This is a genomic window from Tessaracoccus flavus (assembly GCF_001997295.1).
Classification (GTDB): Bacteria; Actinomycetota; Actinomycetes; order Propionibacteriales; family Propionibacteriaceae; genus Arachnia; species Arachnia flava.
Window position 1 is genome coordinate 2,226,509 of sequence record NZ_CP019605.1, and the last position, 14,450, is coordinate 2,240,958.

The following is a 14,450-nucleotide window of genomic DNA, read 5'->3' on the forward strand; positions in this document are numbered from 1 at the left end:
ATGGGTGCGGCTCCTTGTGATTGTGGTTACTTCAGGTCCTGCGGCCCAGCGGCCGCAGGTAGAGGCAGCGTCACGTTGCGTGCTGCGGTGATCCCGTATCGCGATCTCCCATGGTCAACCCCAGTGCTGCGGGTAGCGGTGCTCAATCGGCCGCTCCGCGTGTATCGCTGCGCGCGACGGTGGTTGCGAAGGTGACGGTGCGACGGGTAGGAAATGTATTTCAGCAGTCCCGTGACGGCGGCCCATCAGAGTTGGCCGCTGACTTCGCACTGTATAACTCGTGTTCCATAGACCCACCCTTCCGGCCTGCTCCTTTGCCTGCCTGTTGCCTACGAGATTACCCCGGTTCTGGCCCAGTTTCCAGGGTCTGAGCAAAGTCACCGCGAGCGTCGGGACCCACAGCGCACCATGGGCCGTGGCACCCTACCTCTATGTCCGCATTGCTCCCCCACCCCGCGACGGGCGCCCGTTTCCCTTCCCCGGTGCCGCCGGGACGGGGGTGGCCGGGCGACCCCGCGGAGCCCAGTACCTCGGCAGCAGACACGCCCGGCGAGGTCAGGAACCTGGCGGACGGCGCCACGTTGCCCCAGTTGGACGCGAGAGTCTCCGTCTGCCGGGCCTGCCCCCGCCTCGTGGAGTGGCGAGAACAGGTCGCGCTCACCAAGAGGCTGGCCTTCGCAGACGAACCGTACTGGGGCCGGCCGGCGCCGGGCTGGGGGGATCCGGATGCACGGGCACTCATCGTCGGATTGGCGCCGGCAGCCCACGGAGCCAACAGGACAGGGCGCATCTTCACGGGCGACCGGAGCGGCGACTGGTTGTACGCGGCGCTCCATCGCGCGGAGTTCGCGAACCAGCCGACGTCAGTCCACGCGGCTGACGGGCTCCGACTCACGGGCGTGCGGATCACGGCGCCGGTCCACTGCGCCCCGCCCGACAACAAGCCGTCAACCGACGAGAAGGCGACCTGTTCGCCGTGGCTCGATCGCGAGCTGGCGATCCTCGCGCCCCAGTTGAGCTCGATCCTCGCGCTGGGCGGGATCGCATGGACCGAGACCCTCAAGGCGGCCCGACGCCTAGGCTGGGCGGTGCCGCGACCGGCCCCCAGGTTCGGCCACGGGGCCGAGAGCATCCTGACGACCAGCCACGGACCCATCAGGCTCATCGGCTGCTACCACGTCAGCCAGCAGAACACCTTCACCGGGAAACTCACCGAGGAGATGCTCGACGACGTCATCGGTCGCCTGCACTCCACGTGGTCCGGCTAGCCGGCCGGGGTGGTGACGTGGCCTCTGGACCAGCCGTCGGCGCCCAGGAGATACTCCACCCGGACGTGGCGACGGTCCTCCCGCGCCTGCATGAACTCGGCCTCCGTCGGCGCCAGCGCATAGAGGCGCCAATCCGGGTTGGGCGCTCCGTCGTAGTTCGGCCGCTGCTCCCAATCGCGTGCCGATTCCTCGTCACTCAAGCTGTCCACCGTCCCGGTCAGCCGCACCGAGCGACCCGACTCCCGCCAGAAGAAGAGCATGGAGGCCACGGGATTCGCGGCGAGGTGCGCCCCCTTGCGCGAGGACTCGTGCGTGGAGAAGTGCACGCCTCGACCGTCGATCTCCTTGACGATGAGCACTCGGCCCACCGGTGCCCCGTCGGGGCGCAGCGTGAGCAGGTCGAAGGCGTGCGGCTGTCTCGACCCTTCGGCGATCGCATCGTTCAGCCAGCGACGAAACAGCACCGTCGGGTCCTCCGGCGCTTCCTCCACGCTCAGTTCGGGCAAGGATGGCGGGAACCCCGGGAGCGCTCGGAGCACGTCGCGCAGGTCACCACTCACGGCGTGCCTCCGCGCTTGCGCGACGACGCCTCGGCGAAGGCAGCGATCCGTCGCTTGGCCTCGGAGGTGTCGAAGCTCTCTCCGATGGCGCGGGCCTCCTCCTCCAACTGCACGTCGAAACTGTTGAACGGAGACTGGCGGATGAGCTGCTTCGCGCGGCCGTAGGCCTTCGTCGCGCCGTTCAGCCAGACGGCGGCAACCTGCTCCGCCCGAGTGACGACGTCGTCGTCGTCCACGACCTCAGCCACGAGTCCCCACCTGAGCGCCTCGTCAGCGGTGAGCATCAGGTCGGAGAGCACCAGTTGCAGCGCCCTTCTCTCGCCGACCGCGCGCGCGAGGTGCGCCGTGACCGACAGGTCCGGGGTCAGCCCCACGTTGGCGTACCTGCTGCCGACCCGCGAGCTTCGGCCTGCCACCACATAATCCGTGGCCAGCATGATGCCCAGTCCTCCCCCAGCCGTCGCTCCGTGGATGGCTGCCACCACCGGCTTGTCGGATGCCGTAAGCGCCGTGATCCCGCGGTTGATGGTCGTCGCCAACTGAGCGATCTCCCCACCGTCGGACATCGTCGTCGCCATCTGAGCGACGTCGCCCCCGGCACAGAAGGAAGTACCCGCTCCGGTCAGCAGGACGGCACCGACGTCGTCCCGCCTCACGACATCCTGGACCACCCGAGTCCAGGCAGCCGCCATCGAGGCGTCGAAGGCGTTGAGCCGCTCGGGACGGTTCAGGGTCAGGCGCGCCAGGCCGTCCTCGACGGACAGCAGGATCGATTCAGTCAACGTCGACACTCCCTCGATAGTGAATGGGCTCCAGCCTAGACCCGCGGCGACACCCAGCAGCTCACTGGTCGGGGTGCCAGACGTGGGCGGTGCGGTTGATGAGGTCGTCGAGGTCCGGGCCGTCCGGGTCTGGGCTGCCAGGCGGGTCGGGTGCGCGTGCTGGCGCCGTCTCGGCGGGGGTGATGTGGTGGAGGCGGTGGCGGGTGTGTTGGCGGGGCCGTCGTCGGGGGTCGATGTGCCTGGGTGGGGTGAACCAGGGCATGTCGGTAACTGGGTCGAGGTGGACCTGCCACTGCGACTGTTCGGATTGCAGGGGGTCAGGTTCCACCAACCGGTGGTGGTAGGGGCACAGCAGGACTCCGTTGTGTACCGAGGTGGGGCCTTGGTTCCACCACGGGATGATGTGATGGGCTTCACACTGTGCGGGGGTGGCGGTGCAGCCGGGGAACACGCAGCCCCGGTCCCTTTCGATCAGCGCGGCCCGGACGGCGCGCGGGAACGTGCGCTGCTCGCGTCCGACATCGATGGGCTGGGACCGGCCGCCGAGCACGATCGGGATGATCCCGGCGTCGCAGGCGAGTCGGCGCGCCTCACCGGCAGTGAGCCGGTCGTGGGTGGTGGTGGTGAGCAGATCCGCTTTCCCGAGGCCGGTGAGCAGGGTGTGGTAGTCCAGTGTGAAGTGGACCCTGGGCCGGTCCCCGCCATGGGCAGGCAGTCCCCCGGTGGTGGCGGCGGTGTGGGTCAAGGCGATGAGCGCGTCGGCGCGGCGCATGTCCGGGGTCGGGGTGAGCGCCGCATCGCTGTATGCCGAGGCGGGTGGCATCAACGCCTCCAGTTGCGCCGACAGCACCGCGGCGTCGGCGACGGGGAGTTGTCCAGTGATCCGCGTCGATCCGTGATGGTCCGGGGTCAGCCGCAGCCACCGGTTCCTGCGCGCGGCTCGTTCGTCGGCGGCGAGGCGGGCGGCGTCGTCGGCGTCAGCGCGGTCCGGGTCGATCACCTCGACCAGACGCGACGCCAGGACCCGAAGTTCGGTCGGGCCGAGGGTGTCGGCATACTCAAGGATGGTGGTTTGGCAGCGGGCCAGGTCGGCCCGGGTCAACCCGCCGGGAAGTTTCCGCAGCCCGGTCACGATCGCGTCGGCCTGGGCCAGGGAGATGGCTCCGTCGGTCAAGGCGGCGGCGATGATCGGGAACCGGTCGGCCAGGTCCGTGGCCAGCTTGATCGTCGCGGTGGCCTGGGCTGGGGTGGTGCGCACCGACCCCCGCACCTGGTCGACCACGATGTCGGCACCGGTGAGGCGGGCTTCGCGGAGCAGATGGAGCCGGAATCCCGCCAACTGCGACTCGGCCTCGGTCACCGCGTCGACGAGACCGGCCAACCGGTGCCCAGCGGTCGGGTCGGAGCCGACCGTGTGGGCGGCGTCCCATAGCGCGGCGATGTAACGCTGCCCCAACTCCCGGATCTCGCTCATGTGTACTATTATGCCGTGCGGCGCTGACAGACACACGCCCCGCAAGGGAATGTGGATAACTATTTTTCCTTCTCGGGCTCGTGAGCGACCGGGGCAACGCCGGACCGCTCACCCCGGTCCCCGCGACGCCGCGGGACGCCCTTCGATACGTTCGCTCGTCCCTCGCGGATTACTCGGCTTCCGCGCCGATCCGGCACCGTGGGTGAAGGAAGGCGGCACGCCCGAGAGGTGCCATTCAGCGACATGTACGACCACTATGGTCGCGCGTGTCTGCAAACTGACCCCTTCAGAGTGGGTAAAGAGAAGCCCCACTCGGAAGTACCTCCGCACACTCAGGGGAAACGGCAGACACGGTCGTCAAACGTTGGCTCGATGGGTCGACAACGCGCGCACTCAGCAACCGCTCGCGCGGGTCTGCGAGTCGTCTGCTGGCGCCGGGCTCAGAGTGCGTACTCGAACAGGTGGAACTGGCTCAGATCGGTGCCCTCGTAGACCACGTTGTGACAACCCAGGTCGATGAAACCGTGCCGCTCATAGAGCTTCCGCGCGGGAGTGTTTTCGACGTAGGTGTCCAGGCGGACGGCCTTGCAGCCCTGCTCGCGGGCGACCTGGAGGGACGCATCCACGAGGAACTGAGACACTCCCGTGCCCAGGCGCTCGGGCACGACGCCGAGAGCGTGCACGACGAGGACTTCATGCGGCTCTGCCTCGACGGTCCACGCGGCTTCATGGTAGGCGTCCACGGCGTCGTGGTTGAGCACTGTGACCCCAGCGGTCTCACCGTCCTCATCGAGCGCGAGATAGAGCTCGCCGGCCTCGACCCAGCTGGCGACTTCCTCGGGGGTGGGGTGATTCTCGGTGTGCCAGTGCGGGAAGTCGACAGTCTCGGCCAGGTGGTCGATGATCAGCCGGTACGCCTCCTGCGCGACGGCGGTGTCAGTCGCATCTGCTCGCCGAAAGGTCAGGGCCATGCTCAGTGTCCTTCCATCGTCTCTCCGGAAGTTCCGTGAGAGGAATCCATCGTGATGCCGGTCCGACCGTACCGCGCCGATCTGCACCCGAGCGCGTTCCGCTGCCTACGAGCTCCTCGTGGTACCGAAACGGCGGAGATACTGGTCTCAGCCACGCAACGCGCCCGCCGCAGGGCGGTGCCGCAGCGGAGCCACCCAGGGCTCGCCGAAGATCAGCTGCGTCCGACAGTGCGCGACCTGCGGCAACGCCAGAATCTTGTCGATGATGAGGGTCTGCAACTCGGTACTATCGGCGACTGCGACGTGGACGAGGTAGTCATCACTGCCGCTGACGTTGTAGAGGGCAAGCGTCTCCGGCAGCGCCAGCGCCTTCTGCACGAAGTCGTTGGCCGTTTCGCGGGCATGCGGGCGGATCTGGATACCGAGGAACGCCTGCTCACCCTTGCCGAGCAGGCTCGGGGCCACATATGCGCGGGTAGCGACAATTGCGCCGTTGCGGCGCATCCGCCGGATGCGCTCCAGGCAGGTGCTCGGAGCCACACCGACATTGGCGGCGATTTCCTTGTTCGGCATGGTCGCATCCACCTGCAGCAGTTCGAGGATCGCCCAGTCCACCGAATCCAATTCGGGCAATCGAGCTGATTTCACCTGAGGCAGTGCGAGAGGTTAAAGCGAGAAACGGAACTCCACGGCGTCGCCACGGCTGGGAACGCATGCACGCCTCACCGGGCTAGACCGGTCTCAGGGCTACGGTCCCTCACCGCGCATGGCCGACTCAGCTGCCTCTCCGCTGGTCATCCAGCACCTGTTCCAACTCATCCGAAACCTCGTCCAGGAGGACCTGGAAGCCGGGCTCCTCGAGGGGAAGTGGCCGCAGCCAGGAAGCATCACGACCCGGGTTTTGCCGTGAAGCCGACCAAGGTAGTCGAGGCTGAGCTCCGGCATAGTCCAACGATCCTCGGCCGGATGCAACAGCACGACCGGTGGTCCTTGGTATTGCTCGGGTGGAATAGCCGGACCTGCCTCGAGGAACGAGCGGTACCAGCCCACCGGCATCGCGCCACCACCGCCGCACGGGTCGGTGAGCACTGCATGACTGAGGCCAGGGTCGTTCGAAATCGCAGACATAGGGGTCAGCACGCGGACCGGGATCCGTGGATTCGCCGCTGGCCCCCGGGCGAACTGCAGCAGTGGCAATCCCAGCCGCGCTATCCACGGGGCTCGCACGATGGCGGCAGCGATGCCCGGCCGAGTCGGGTCGAGCAGGCAGGTCGCGATGACCCGCTTGGCCAGTCCGGTCACTGCAGCGGTGTCGACCGCGAGGGCACCACCCATGCTCGCCCCGACGAGGACAAGTGGCCGCTCGTCATGCTCGCGACCCACGAGATCGACGAGCAGCTGCTGCCAGTCGCCATAACTGACGCTGCGGCGTCCACGCCGCACCCGGATCGTTCGCCCGCAACCGGGCAGATCGACCACCGTAACCCGAGCGCCCAGGCGACTCAGGTGTGCAGCGTAGGGCCACATCGCCGCCGCGTTCCCTCCCGCTCCATGGACCAGCAGCATTCGGACCGAAGCCGTCGGGGCACCCACGTGCTCGATGTGCAGGTCCCACGAACCACCCCCGTCCGGCGCATCCCACCTCCACGACGAGGCCACCCGCCGCACTGGTGCAGGGACGAGGCGCACGAAAGGCTCGTACCGGCGGTCCGTGGAGTCAAGTCGGCCAGTCCGTGCCGGTGGCACCTTCGCTCGACCCTTCGAAAGCGCCCCATTCATACCCGCAATGTTACGGGAGTGCCCGGTGTCAGGGACTGATGCGCAGGTAGGTGGGTCAGAAGCCTGCATTAGACATTGAACCTGAACTCAACCGCGTTCCGGCACTTGGGGCCATCCGCGACGCCGCATCAGGCGAAGTCGAGGCGGGAGATGATCGCATCCGCGATCTCGTCCACGGTCTGGACTGCTGTGTCGATCTCCACCGCCGCATCAGACCACGCGGCGTAGCCGGCGCGACGGCGACGGACGTCCGCCCAGGTTGGTTCGCCGACGTGGGCGAGACCGCGATCCCTGCTGGCAAGCCGTCGCTCGTGCTCCAGCGCATCGCTGATAACCAGATGTACGAACTCGATACGGGACTCATTGCGCGTCGCCGCACCGCGCCAGGTCTGCCGAGCCTCCTCGCTGTCATTGACCGCATCGATGATGACCGTTTGACCGAGTCGCAGGTTCAGGTCCGCCATCGTGCCGACGGCCTCGTACGCGGCGACACCGACTTGCCAACCTCGCGGCAGGCCACAGGCGAGGATCGACTCCTCGACAGCGTCGATGGACAGGTGCATAGACCCCGTACGCGCCGCGACGACCTCGGCAACGCTGGTCTTCCCGACGCCGGGAAGACCAGAGATCACGATGAGATGCCCTGTCACGCGATCTTCAGCGGGGCGATCGCTGCGATCTGCTCCCCCGCCTGGTCCTCGGCGCGGTCCAACTCGTAGTGGCTCTGCAGGTTGATCCAGAACTCCGCCGAGGTACCGAAGTACTTCGCAAGTCGCAACGCTGTATCCGCCGTGATCCCCCGCTTGCCATGCACGATCTCGTTGATCCGCCGAGGCGGGACGCCGATGGATACGGCGAGCTTGTTCTGCGTGATGCCGAAGCCCTCGATGAAGTCCTCCATGAGCACCTCGCCCGGGTGGATCGGCTCGATCTTGTCAGTGGTAGTCAACGATCTGCACCTCCTCTGGTCCGGCGGCGGTCCACACGAAGCAGATCCGCCACTGGTCGTTGATCCTGATGCTGTGCTGCCCGGCACGGTCGCCCTTGAGAGCTTCGAGGCGGTTGCCGGGTGGGACACGGAGGTCCTCGATGGACTCCGCGGACCCCACCTGACGAAGCTTGCGCAATGCGACTCGATGGATCCTCGGACCAATCGACCTCATGCGTTCACGACGCCACAGCCGTTCGGTCTCCTTGTCGCCGAACGATCTGATCACGGGACCAGTATATAACGGCGAGCGTCATTAACGCTATACGTTAAACCTGACTTAGGCCACGATTCTAGGATTCCGACTTCAACTGCTGGTTGACTAGCGGTTTCTGTTGGGAATGTGTGCACTAATCGGGGTTGGTTCTAGCCTTGCTGGCATGTCTCCCTACGTGCGGACGGTCAAGACCGCCAGCGGCGCGACCGCGGTGCAGGTGGTCTGGTCCAACAAGCGCGGGTCGAAGCAGATGGATCACATCGGATCGGCTCACACCGCCGAGGATGTGGAGATCCTCAAGAGCGTCGCGCAGCAGCGGATGACCGCCAGCCAGGACGAGCTCGACCTCGGCGACGGCCAGCCCCGCAAGCGTGCCCTGGCGATCCGTGCGTCACGGTCGGAGCATCTGTGGGAAGCGTTGTCAGCCGCGTTCCGTGCGGTCGGGTTGGAGACCACCAGCGGCGGCGATGAGGTGTTCAGACAGCTGGTGCTGGCCCGGGTGATCGAGCCGACCAGCAAGCTCGACGCGATCCGGGTCCTCGACGAGATCGGCATCAAGTCACCCAGTTACCGCACCATCGAACGCCGGCTACCGCTGTATGCGGCCGACCCGTGGCGGCGCCGTCTCGCGGCGGGGTTCGCGGCCCATGTGGGGCTGGGGCCGGCGACGCTGGTGCTCTACGACGTGACCACCCTGTATTTCGAGACCGATCAGGGTGACGGGTTCCGCGAGTCGGGGTTCTCGAAGGAACGCCGCCTGGAGCCGCAGATCACAATCGGCCTCCTCGCCGATGTCCGCGGGTTCCCGCTCATGGTCCACGCGTTCGAGGGCAACAAAGCCGAAACGACCACGATGATCCCGGTCCTGCACCAGTTCATGGCCGCCCACCGCATCCCCGAAGTCACCGTCGTCGCGGACGCCGGGATGCTGTCAGATGGCAACCTGAAGGCCCTGGCCGCAGCGGGGCTGCGCTACATCGTCGGGCAACCGATCCCGAAGGTGTTCTACCAGTTGGAGCAGTGGCAGAAGACGCATCCCGGGCAGGACCCGGTCGATCAGATGATCCTCACCCAGCCCTGGGCCCGCGGGTCGTTGGAGGCTCAGCAGTCGGAGACGATCTACTACCAGTACCGCGCTGACAGGGCCCGCCGCAGTCTCCGCGGGATCGATGAACAGGTCCGCAAAGCCGCCGACGCCGTCGCCGGGAAGACAGCAGTCAAACGCAACCGGTTCGTCCGCCTCGAAGGCGGCTCGAAATCAGTCAACCGCGAACTGGAGGCCAAGACCCGCACCCTGGCCGGCTGGAAGGCCTACATCACCAACCTCGAGCACCCGACACCGGAGTACGTGATCGGCGCCTATCACCAGCTCTGGCAGATCGAGAAGTCCTTCCGGATGTCCAAGAGCGACCTTCGAGCCCGCCCGATCTTCCACCACAAGCGCGACTCCATCGAAGCCCACCTGACCATCGTGTTCGCCGCCCTGGCCGTGGTCCGCTGGCTCGAGGCCACCACCGGGGCCAGCATCAAGCAGCTCGTCAAGACCCTGCGCCGCTACCGCACCATCGACATCCAAGCCGGCGACCAGATCGTCACCGCCGAAGACCCCCTACCCGACGACCTGACGGAACTCCTCGACCGGATCCACCAACGCCACTGAGCCGCAGCAATCCGCCGACCATGGGCACTAATTGGCCTAAGTCAGGCCACAGCCGTTCGGTCTCCTTGTCGCCGAACGATCTGATCACGGGACCAGTATATAACGGCGAGCGTCATTAACGCTATACGTTAAACCGGAACTCCACTGAGTTCCGGCACGGACAACCATCTGCGTCAACTGCCCGCCACGGACCTCAAGAGTGGTCGGCGACCAACCTCCCAAGCACGTCGAGATCGTGGCGGTCCTCCGGCCGGAGGTCGTAACCGAGCCTCAGCGCCATGAGTCGCGCGGCGCACGCGACAACTACCGAGCGATCTCCGATCACTCCGACCGCGCGCTCGCGCGCTCGGTGGACGAACGAGTCTTCACCGAAGCCCTGCTGGACCCCGTCGCCGACACAGTCCACGTCCATCGGATGGATGTCGACCGCCCTGTCGCCGGCGCGCAGCTCAACTCGGATCGGACGCCAGTCCTCCACGATGCTGTATCCGCGACCGAGCAACCATTCCATGAGGGCGTCGACCGTCGTCGAGTCGACGAACACATCCAGATCACCATGCGATCTGGTCTGGGAACCGTGCAGAGCGTCAACGGCCCATCCGCCGTTGACCTGGTAGACGACTGATCGCTCCTCGAGCCAGCCAACGACTCGGACTACCTCAGCGGCGTCCATCCCGCTGAAGGTCATGCGGATTGCAGCGGCACGATGGCGTCGATCTGCTCAGCCGCGCGATCCTCTGCGAGGTCGAGGTCGTAGAGCGTCTGCAGGTTCAGCCAGAACTGTGCGGTGGTGCCGAAGAGCTTGCCGAGCCGGAGCGCGGTGTCCGCCGTGATCCCCCGCTTGCCATGCACGATCTCGTTGATCCGCCGAGGCGGGACGCCGATCGACACGGCGAGCTTGTTCTGCGTGATCCCGAAGCCCTCGATGAAGTCCTCCATGAGGACCTCCCCAGGGTGGATCGGGGCAATCTTCTCAGTGGTAGTCAACGATCTCCACCTCCTCCGGTCCTGCGTCGGTCCGCACGAACCAGATCCGCCACTCGTCGTTGATCCTGATGCTGTGCTGCCCGGCGCGGTCGCCCTTCAGCGCTTCGAACCGGTTGCCCGGCGGGACCCGAAGATCCTCGATGGACTCCGCCGATCCCACCTGACGAAGCTTGCGCAGTGCGACCCGATGGATCCGATGATAGATCGAGCGCACTCGCTCACGACGCCACAATCGTTCGGTGTCCTTGCTCCCGAACGATCTGATCACCGAGACCAGGATATAACGACCGGCGTCAATAACGCTAGACGTTAAACCGGAACTCCACCACGTCGTCATCCTTGCGGAAGATCAAGACAACTCCTTCATCACCAGTTCGAACAACTCTGCCGGATCGTTTGTCGCACCCTGTCCGCCGTGGTCAACTACCTGGGCGATGTGGTCGGGATGACGTGAACTTGAATAAACGATAACGGGAGTGTCGTCACCACGGGCTCTCATCGCCTCGAGCAGCGCATAGCCCTCTTTCTCGCCTTCATATCTCTTCATGTCCGTTACCACTACGCTGAAGGAGTTCCCGGTGAGCAAATCCAGCGCACGCTGAGTGCTAGGGGCCCAAACAGTAGCTACACCGGCCGCCTCAAGTGTCTCCCGCTCCATCTGGATCCACTCGACGTTATCGTCCACCCACAAGATCTGCTTCGCGCCCTTGTTCGCTTCGGCGTAAGCAGCCAGCGCATCAGCGGTCCTCTCTGGAGAAAGAGGAGAGTTCGTTTTCAATGCCTGCACCGCATTGAGAAGGCGCTTGATCTCCTCAGTGTTGTCTTCCGCTGATCCGGCCCGGAGCGCCGCTGTCGCCGATGATTCGCCGATCTTGGCCAGGATCGCCTTATTGGCTTCGCTTTCAATCGCGGCGTACCTCGCTTGATTACGGAAGATCTTGATCGCGAGACAGACGGCCAGGCAGGTCACGGAAAGCGAAAGGAACGCGACGAAGTTCAAAGCTGGGGCGGCTAACACCCAAGGCCCAAGATCCAGGAGCCCGACGACGAGCGCCAGCACGGCGAGGCCTGCAGAAACCCAGCCAATGGATCGCCATGCGCGGCCGTCGCCGGGACCCGTTCTCGCGCCAGTACCCGGGTCGCTCGTCACTTTTTTCCCCCGGAGGTTAAACCATTACGGAACTCCATCACGTCACCGTCAAGTGCCGCGTATGCGGCACGCATCTCGTCTGTCACGTCAATCCCTGCGTTCTCGATCTGGCGCAGTGTCGGCTGTCGCCCGTTCGTGTGGACACTGTAGGGAGACACTGCTTCGACGTCGTTCGCGCTGACCTCACGAGCGAAGGCCAACTCGAAGGTCTGGAACTCGAAGACGAGGAAGACCGCAATATCGAAGTCGAAGCTCCGGAATGGGCTGAATTTGCCAGCCTTGCCAGCCGCCCTGCCACCCATAGCCTTGACCTGAATCCGTCGGCCGCCGGGATCGGTGACGTCATGTGACTTCGTTGAGTTCGGCTCGAGAACTCCGCCACGAGCCGAAAGGACCACCTGTTCGGCTATGTCTCCCAGAGGCTTGTTGTTGGTGCGCACCAAGCCTCGCTGGCGAAGCTCCACGACTACGCTTGCTTCCACCTGAAGCAGCTCCCGCACGCGGAGCCTCGAGACGTCGGGCAGCATCGAGCTACTTCTTTCCGCCCGAGGTTAATCCGCTACGGATCTCCACCACGTCGCCGTCGGATTTCGGCATCAAATATTCCGGGATCTTTTCGAACTGGAAACCTTCCTGTCGCGCAAGGGGCGCAGAAACCTCGAGGATTCCGCTCCGGAGGATGCTCAACGCCTCGGAGAATCTCTCGAACTCTGGATATCCAGAAGTCACCGTAATTTCGCTCACGCGAATGTCACTGAGCGCGACCATGAATTGATAAACGGCATCATCAATGGCGGCAAGAACCGCACCGAACGGGGATCCGGAGTCAGTGACTCTGCCTCGGAGATTGGAAATCTTCCAGCGCAGATCCTGCACCGCATTCCAAACTTGATCCGGGAACTCTCTCTCGTCCTCGAAGTACATGAACCTGTGCCCATCGAGCCACTGGAGGAGGTCGCGCGCAAGATCATGGTGGAGGCGCACTCCTGCAAGACGCAGTAGGCTCTGCTCTAGATCCAGCCCGACCAGCTCAGAAACGCGCTTTTCATGGTCGAGCTTCCAAGCCACTAGTACCTCAGTGGGGAACGCTTCTTCGTCTGCGTCAATCCTGTAGTGACAAGGCATGCACAACCACACCGCGTTAGCCTCGTCGCCCCGAGAGGCCGTAGATCCGTCAGGCATACGAACCAAGTCCTTACCCCTCGGTCCGCTCTCCTTAGCGGCGGCGATATGCGCCGCTTGAGCGATAGCACGCGGCTTTGCCCTCGTCGTAAGGAACCCGGTCACCCGGAGACAGTCAGGGTTTGAGCAGATATACATCGCCTTGCGCGCCACGGTCTTGCGGACTGTGTCCGTGAAGTCTTCACGTTCCGATTCAACGGTCACTTCTTGCCCCCAGAGGTTATTCCGCTACGGAACTCCACGACGTCGCCGTCCTGCATGACGTAGTCCTTGCCCTCGAGGCGCATCTTCCCGGCCGCCTTGGCGGCGTTCTCCGAGCCGGCGGCGATGAGGTCGTCGAAGCTCACCACCTGGGCCTTGATGAAGCCCTTCTGGAAATCCGTGTGGATGACCCCGGCGGCCTCGGGGGCCGTCGCACCCTTGGGGATCGTCCAGCCGCGCGACTCCTTGGGGCCGGCGGTCAGGTAGCTCTGGAGGCCCAGGGTGTCGTAGCCGACGCGGGCCAGGACGTCGAGCCCCGGTTCCTCAACACCCATCTCGGCGAGGAACTCGCGCCCCTCGTCCTCGTCCATCTCGACGAGCTCCGACTCGAACTTCGCGTCCAGGAAGATCGCCTCCGCCGGCGCGACCACCTCGCGCATGCGCGCCTTCAGATCCTCGTCGGCGAGCTCATCCTGGTCGCAGTTGAAGACATAGATGTAGGGCTTCGCAGTGAGGAGGAAGAGGTCGCGCAGCTCAGTGACGTCCAGCCCCGCCGCGCGGACGCCCTTGCCTGACTCAAGGGCATCCTTGGCCGCGCGGTACGCCTCGAGCTTCGGCTGCAGCTCCTTCTTGAGCCGAGCGTCCTTTTCCACGCGGGGAAGGGCCTTCTCCACGGTGGCGAGGTCGGCCATGATCAGTTCAGTTGTGATCGTGTCGATGTCGCTGGCGGGGTCCACCTTGCCGTCCACGTGCGTGACGTCATCGTCGACGAACACGCGAGTGACCTGGCAGATCGCGTCGGCCTCGCGAATGTTGGCGAGGAATGCGTTGCCCATCCCCTCTCCCTGTGAGGCGCCCTTCACGATGCCGGCGATGTCGACGAAGCTCACCGTCGCGGGCACGATGCGCTCGGACCCGTAGATCTTCGCGAGCTGTGGGAGCCGGTCGTCGGGCACTCCCACGACCCCGACGTTGGGCTCGATCGTCGCGAACGGGTAGTTCGCCGCCAGCACGTTGTTGCGGGTGAGCGCGTTGAACAGGGTCGACTTGCCGGCGTTGGGGAGGCCGACGATTCCAATGGTGAGTGCCACGAGAGGGCAGCTTACCTGCGCAGCCCCACGCGGCCGAACCAGGCGGCCGGCGGGCCTGCGCCGGGAAGGAGCGGGGGTCGGGGGCGGCGACAACCGTCACGGCCTTTACCCTTCGACAAGCTCAGGGAACGGGCGGACAA

18 protein-coding genes and 1 pseudogene are annotated in these 14,450 nt (G+C 65.2%); 3 read left to right on the plus strand and 16 right to left on the minus strand.

From position 1 onward, the window contains the following. The first annotated feature begins 431 nt into the window (after positions 1-431). Positions 432-1,268, plus strand: a complete 837-nt coding sequence (locus RPIT_RS10280) for a uracil-DNA glycosylase (protein ID WP_077342927.1) — start codon at positions 432-434, stop codon at positions 1,266-1,268. Here the strand turns inward: RPIT_RS10280 and RPIT_RS10285 are convergent. From RPIT_RS10285 to RPIT_RS10305, 5 genes are all read right to left on the minus strand, one after another. Then, the gene (locus tag RPIT_RS10285) at positions 1,265-1,828 is read right to left on the minus strand and encodes a pyridoxine/pyridoxamine 5'-phosphate oxidase (RefSeq protein WP_077342929.1); all 564 of its coding nucleotides are present in this window, start codon (positions 1,826-1,828) and stop codon (positions 1,265-1,267) included. The two genes, RPIT_RS10280 and RPIT_RS10285, sit on opposite strands and share 4 nt — an antisense overlap. After that, positions 1,825-2,610, minus strand: coding sequence for an enoyl-CoA hydratase/isomerase family protein (locus tag RPIT_RS10290; RefSeq protein WP_077344300.1), 786 nt, complete (start codon positions 2,608-2,610; stop codon positions 1,825-1,827). The genes RPIT_RS10285 and RPIT_RS10290 overlap by 4 nt, the downstream gene beginning before the upstream one ends. A 61-nt stretch (positions 2,611-2,671) precedes the next feature. Continuing rightward, positions 2,672-4,084 (minus strand): HNH endonuclease signature motif containing protein, encoded by a 1,413-nt coding sequence (locus tag RPIT_RS10295; protein ID WP_077342931.1) that lies wholly within the window; start codon positions 4,082-4,084, stop codon positions 2,672-2,674. A 440-nt stretch (positions 4,085-4,524) separates the two neighbouring features. Then, positions 4,525-5,055: a GNAT family N-acetyltransferase gene (locus RPIT_RS10300; protein ID WP_077342933.1), complete on the minus strand. Its 531-nt coding sequence runs from the start codon at positions 5,053-5,055 to the stop codon at positions 4,525-4,527. 147 nt (positions 5,056-5,202) lie between these two features. Beyond that, a complete protein-coding gene (locus RPIT_RS10305; protein ID WP_226996406.1) occupies positions 5,203-5,670 on the minus strand; it encodes an Lrp/AsnC family transcriptional regulator in 468 nt (155 codons plus the stop codon). A gap of 151 nt (positions 5,671-5,821) precedes the next feature. Here RPIT_RS10305 and RPIT_RS15790 point away from each other — a divergent pair, with 151 nt between their 5' ends. Continuing rightward, complete coding sequence (locus RPIT_RS15790; protein WP_226996424.1) at positions 5,822-5,965, plus strand: hypothetical protein; 144 nt, start codon at positions 5,822-5,824, stop codon at positions 5,963-5,965. On the opposite strand, the pseudogene RPIT_RS16165 reads toward RPIT_RS15790, so the two are convergent. The 4 genes and pseudogenes from RPIT_RS16165 to RPIT_RS10325 form a co-directional block, all read right to left on the minus strand. Beyond that, a pseudogene (locus RPIT_RS16165) lies at positions 5,965-6,903 on the minus strand (alpha/beta hydrolase); the annotation flags it as partial. The gene RPIT_RS15790 and the pseudogene RPIT_RS16165 overlap by 1 nt on opposite strands. Positions 6,904-6,962: 59 nt before the next feature. Continuing rightward, on the minus strand, positions 6,963-7,484 hold the full coding sequence (locus RPIT_RS10315; RefSeq protein WP_162274538.1) for a P-loop nucleotide/nucleoside kinase family protein: 522 nt from the start codon (positions 7,482-7,484) through the stop codon (positions 6,963-6,965). Continuing rightward, complete coding sequence (locus RPIT_RS10320; RefSeq protein WP_237267873.1) at positions 7,481-7,735, minus strand: HigA family addiction module antitoxin; 255 nt, start codon at positions 7,733-7,735, stop codon at positions 7,481-7,483. The genes RPIT_RS10315 and RPIT_RS10320 overlap by 4 nt, the downstream gene beginning before the upstream one ends. A gap of 34 nt (positions 7,736-7,769) precedes the next feature. Further along, on the minus strand, positions 7,770-8,051 hold the full coding sequence (locus RPIT_RS10325; RefSeq protein ID WP_077342943.1) for a type II toxin-antitoxin system RelE/ParE family toxin: 282 nt from the start codon (positions 8,049-8,051) through the stop codon (positions 7,770-7,772). 151 nt (positions 8,052-8,202) lie between these two features. Here RPIT_RS10325 and RPIT_RS10330 point away from each other — a divergent pair, with 151 nt between their 5' ends. Beyond that, a complete protein-coding gene (locus RPIT_RS10330; RefSeq protein WP_077342945.1) occupies positions 8,203-9,699 on the plus strand; it encodes an IS1634 family transposase in 1,497 nt (498 codons plus the stop codon). 193 nt (positions 9,700-9,892) lie between these two features. On the opposite strand, the gene RPIT_RS10335 is transcribed toward RPIT_RS10330, so the two are convergent. The 7 genes from RPIT_RS10335 to ychF all read right to left on the minus strand — a co-directional run bounded on the left by RPIT_RS10335 (position 9,893) and on the right by ychF (position 14,310). Further along, on the minus strand, positions 9,893-10,372 hold the full coding sequence (locus tag RPIT_RS10335) for a nucleotidyltransferase domain-containing protein (protein ID WP_226851066.1): 480 nt from the start codon (positions 10,370-10,372) through the stop codon (positions 9,893-9,895). 11 nt (positions 10,373-10,383) lie between these two features. Continuing rightward, positions 10,384-10,686 (minus strand): HigA family addiction module antitoxin, encoded by a 303-nt coding sequence (locus RPIT_RS10340; RefSeq protein WP_077342947.1) that lies wholly within the window; start codon positions 10,684-10,686, stop codon positions 10,384-10,386. Beyond that, positions 10,673-10,954 carry a type II toxin-antitoxin system RelE/ParE family toxin gene (locus RPIT_RS10345; RefSeq protein ID WP_077342949.1) on the minus strand — a complete coding sequence of 94 codons (282 nt, stop codon included), beginning with the start codon at positions 10,952-10,954 and terminating at the stop codon, positions 10,673-10,675. Before RPIT_RS10345 ends, RPIT_RS10340 begins: the two co-directional genes overlap by 14 nt. 81 nt (positions 10,955-11,035) lie before the next feature. Next, positions 11,036-11,836: a response regulator gene (locus tag RPIT_RS10350; protein WP_143028191.1), complete on the minus strand. Its 801-nt coding sequence runs from the start codon at positions 11,834-11,836 to the stop codon at positions 11,036-11,038. Continuing rightward, positions 11,833-12,363 carry a hypothetical protein gene (locus RPIT_RS10355; protein WP_077342953.1) on the minus strand — a complete coding sequence of 177 codons (531 nt, stop codon included), beginning with the start codon at positions 12,361-12,363 and terminating at the stop codon, positions 11,833-11,835. Before RPIT_RS10355 ends, RPIT_RS10350 begins: the two co-directional genes overlap by 4 nt. A 4-nt stretch (positions 12,364-12,367) precedes the next feature. Continuing rightward, complete coding sequence (locus RPIT_RS10360) at positions 12,368-13,222, minus strand: hypothetical protein (RefSeq protein WP_143028190.1); 855 nt, start codon at positions 13,220-13,222, stop codon at positions 12,368-12,370. Next, positions 13,219-14,310, minus strand: a complete 1,092-nt coding sequence (gene ychF, locus RPIT_RS10365; protein WP_077342957.1) for a redox-regulated ATPase YchF — start codon at positions 14,308-14,310, stop codon at positions 13,219-13,221. Before ychF ends, RPIT_RS10360 begins: the two co-directional genes overlap by 4 nt. Positions 14,311-14,450: the final 140 nt, after the last annotated feature.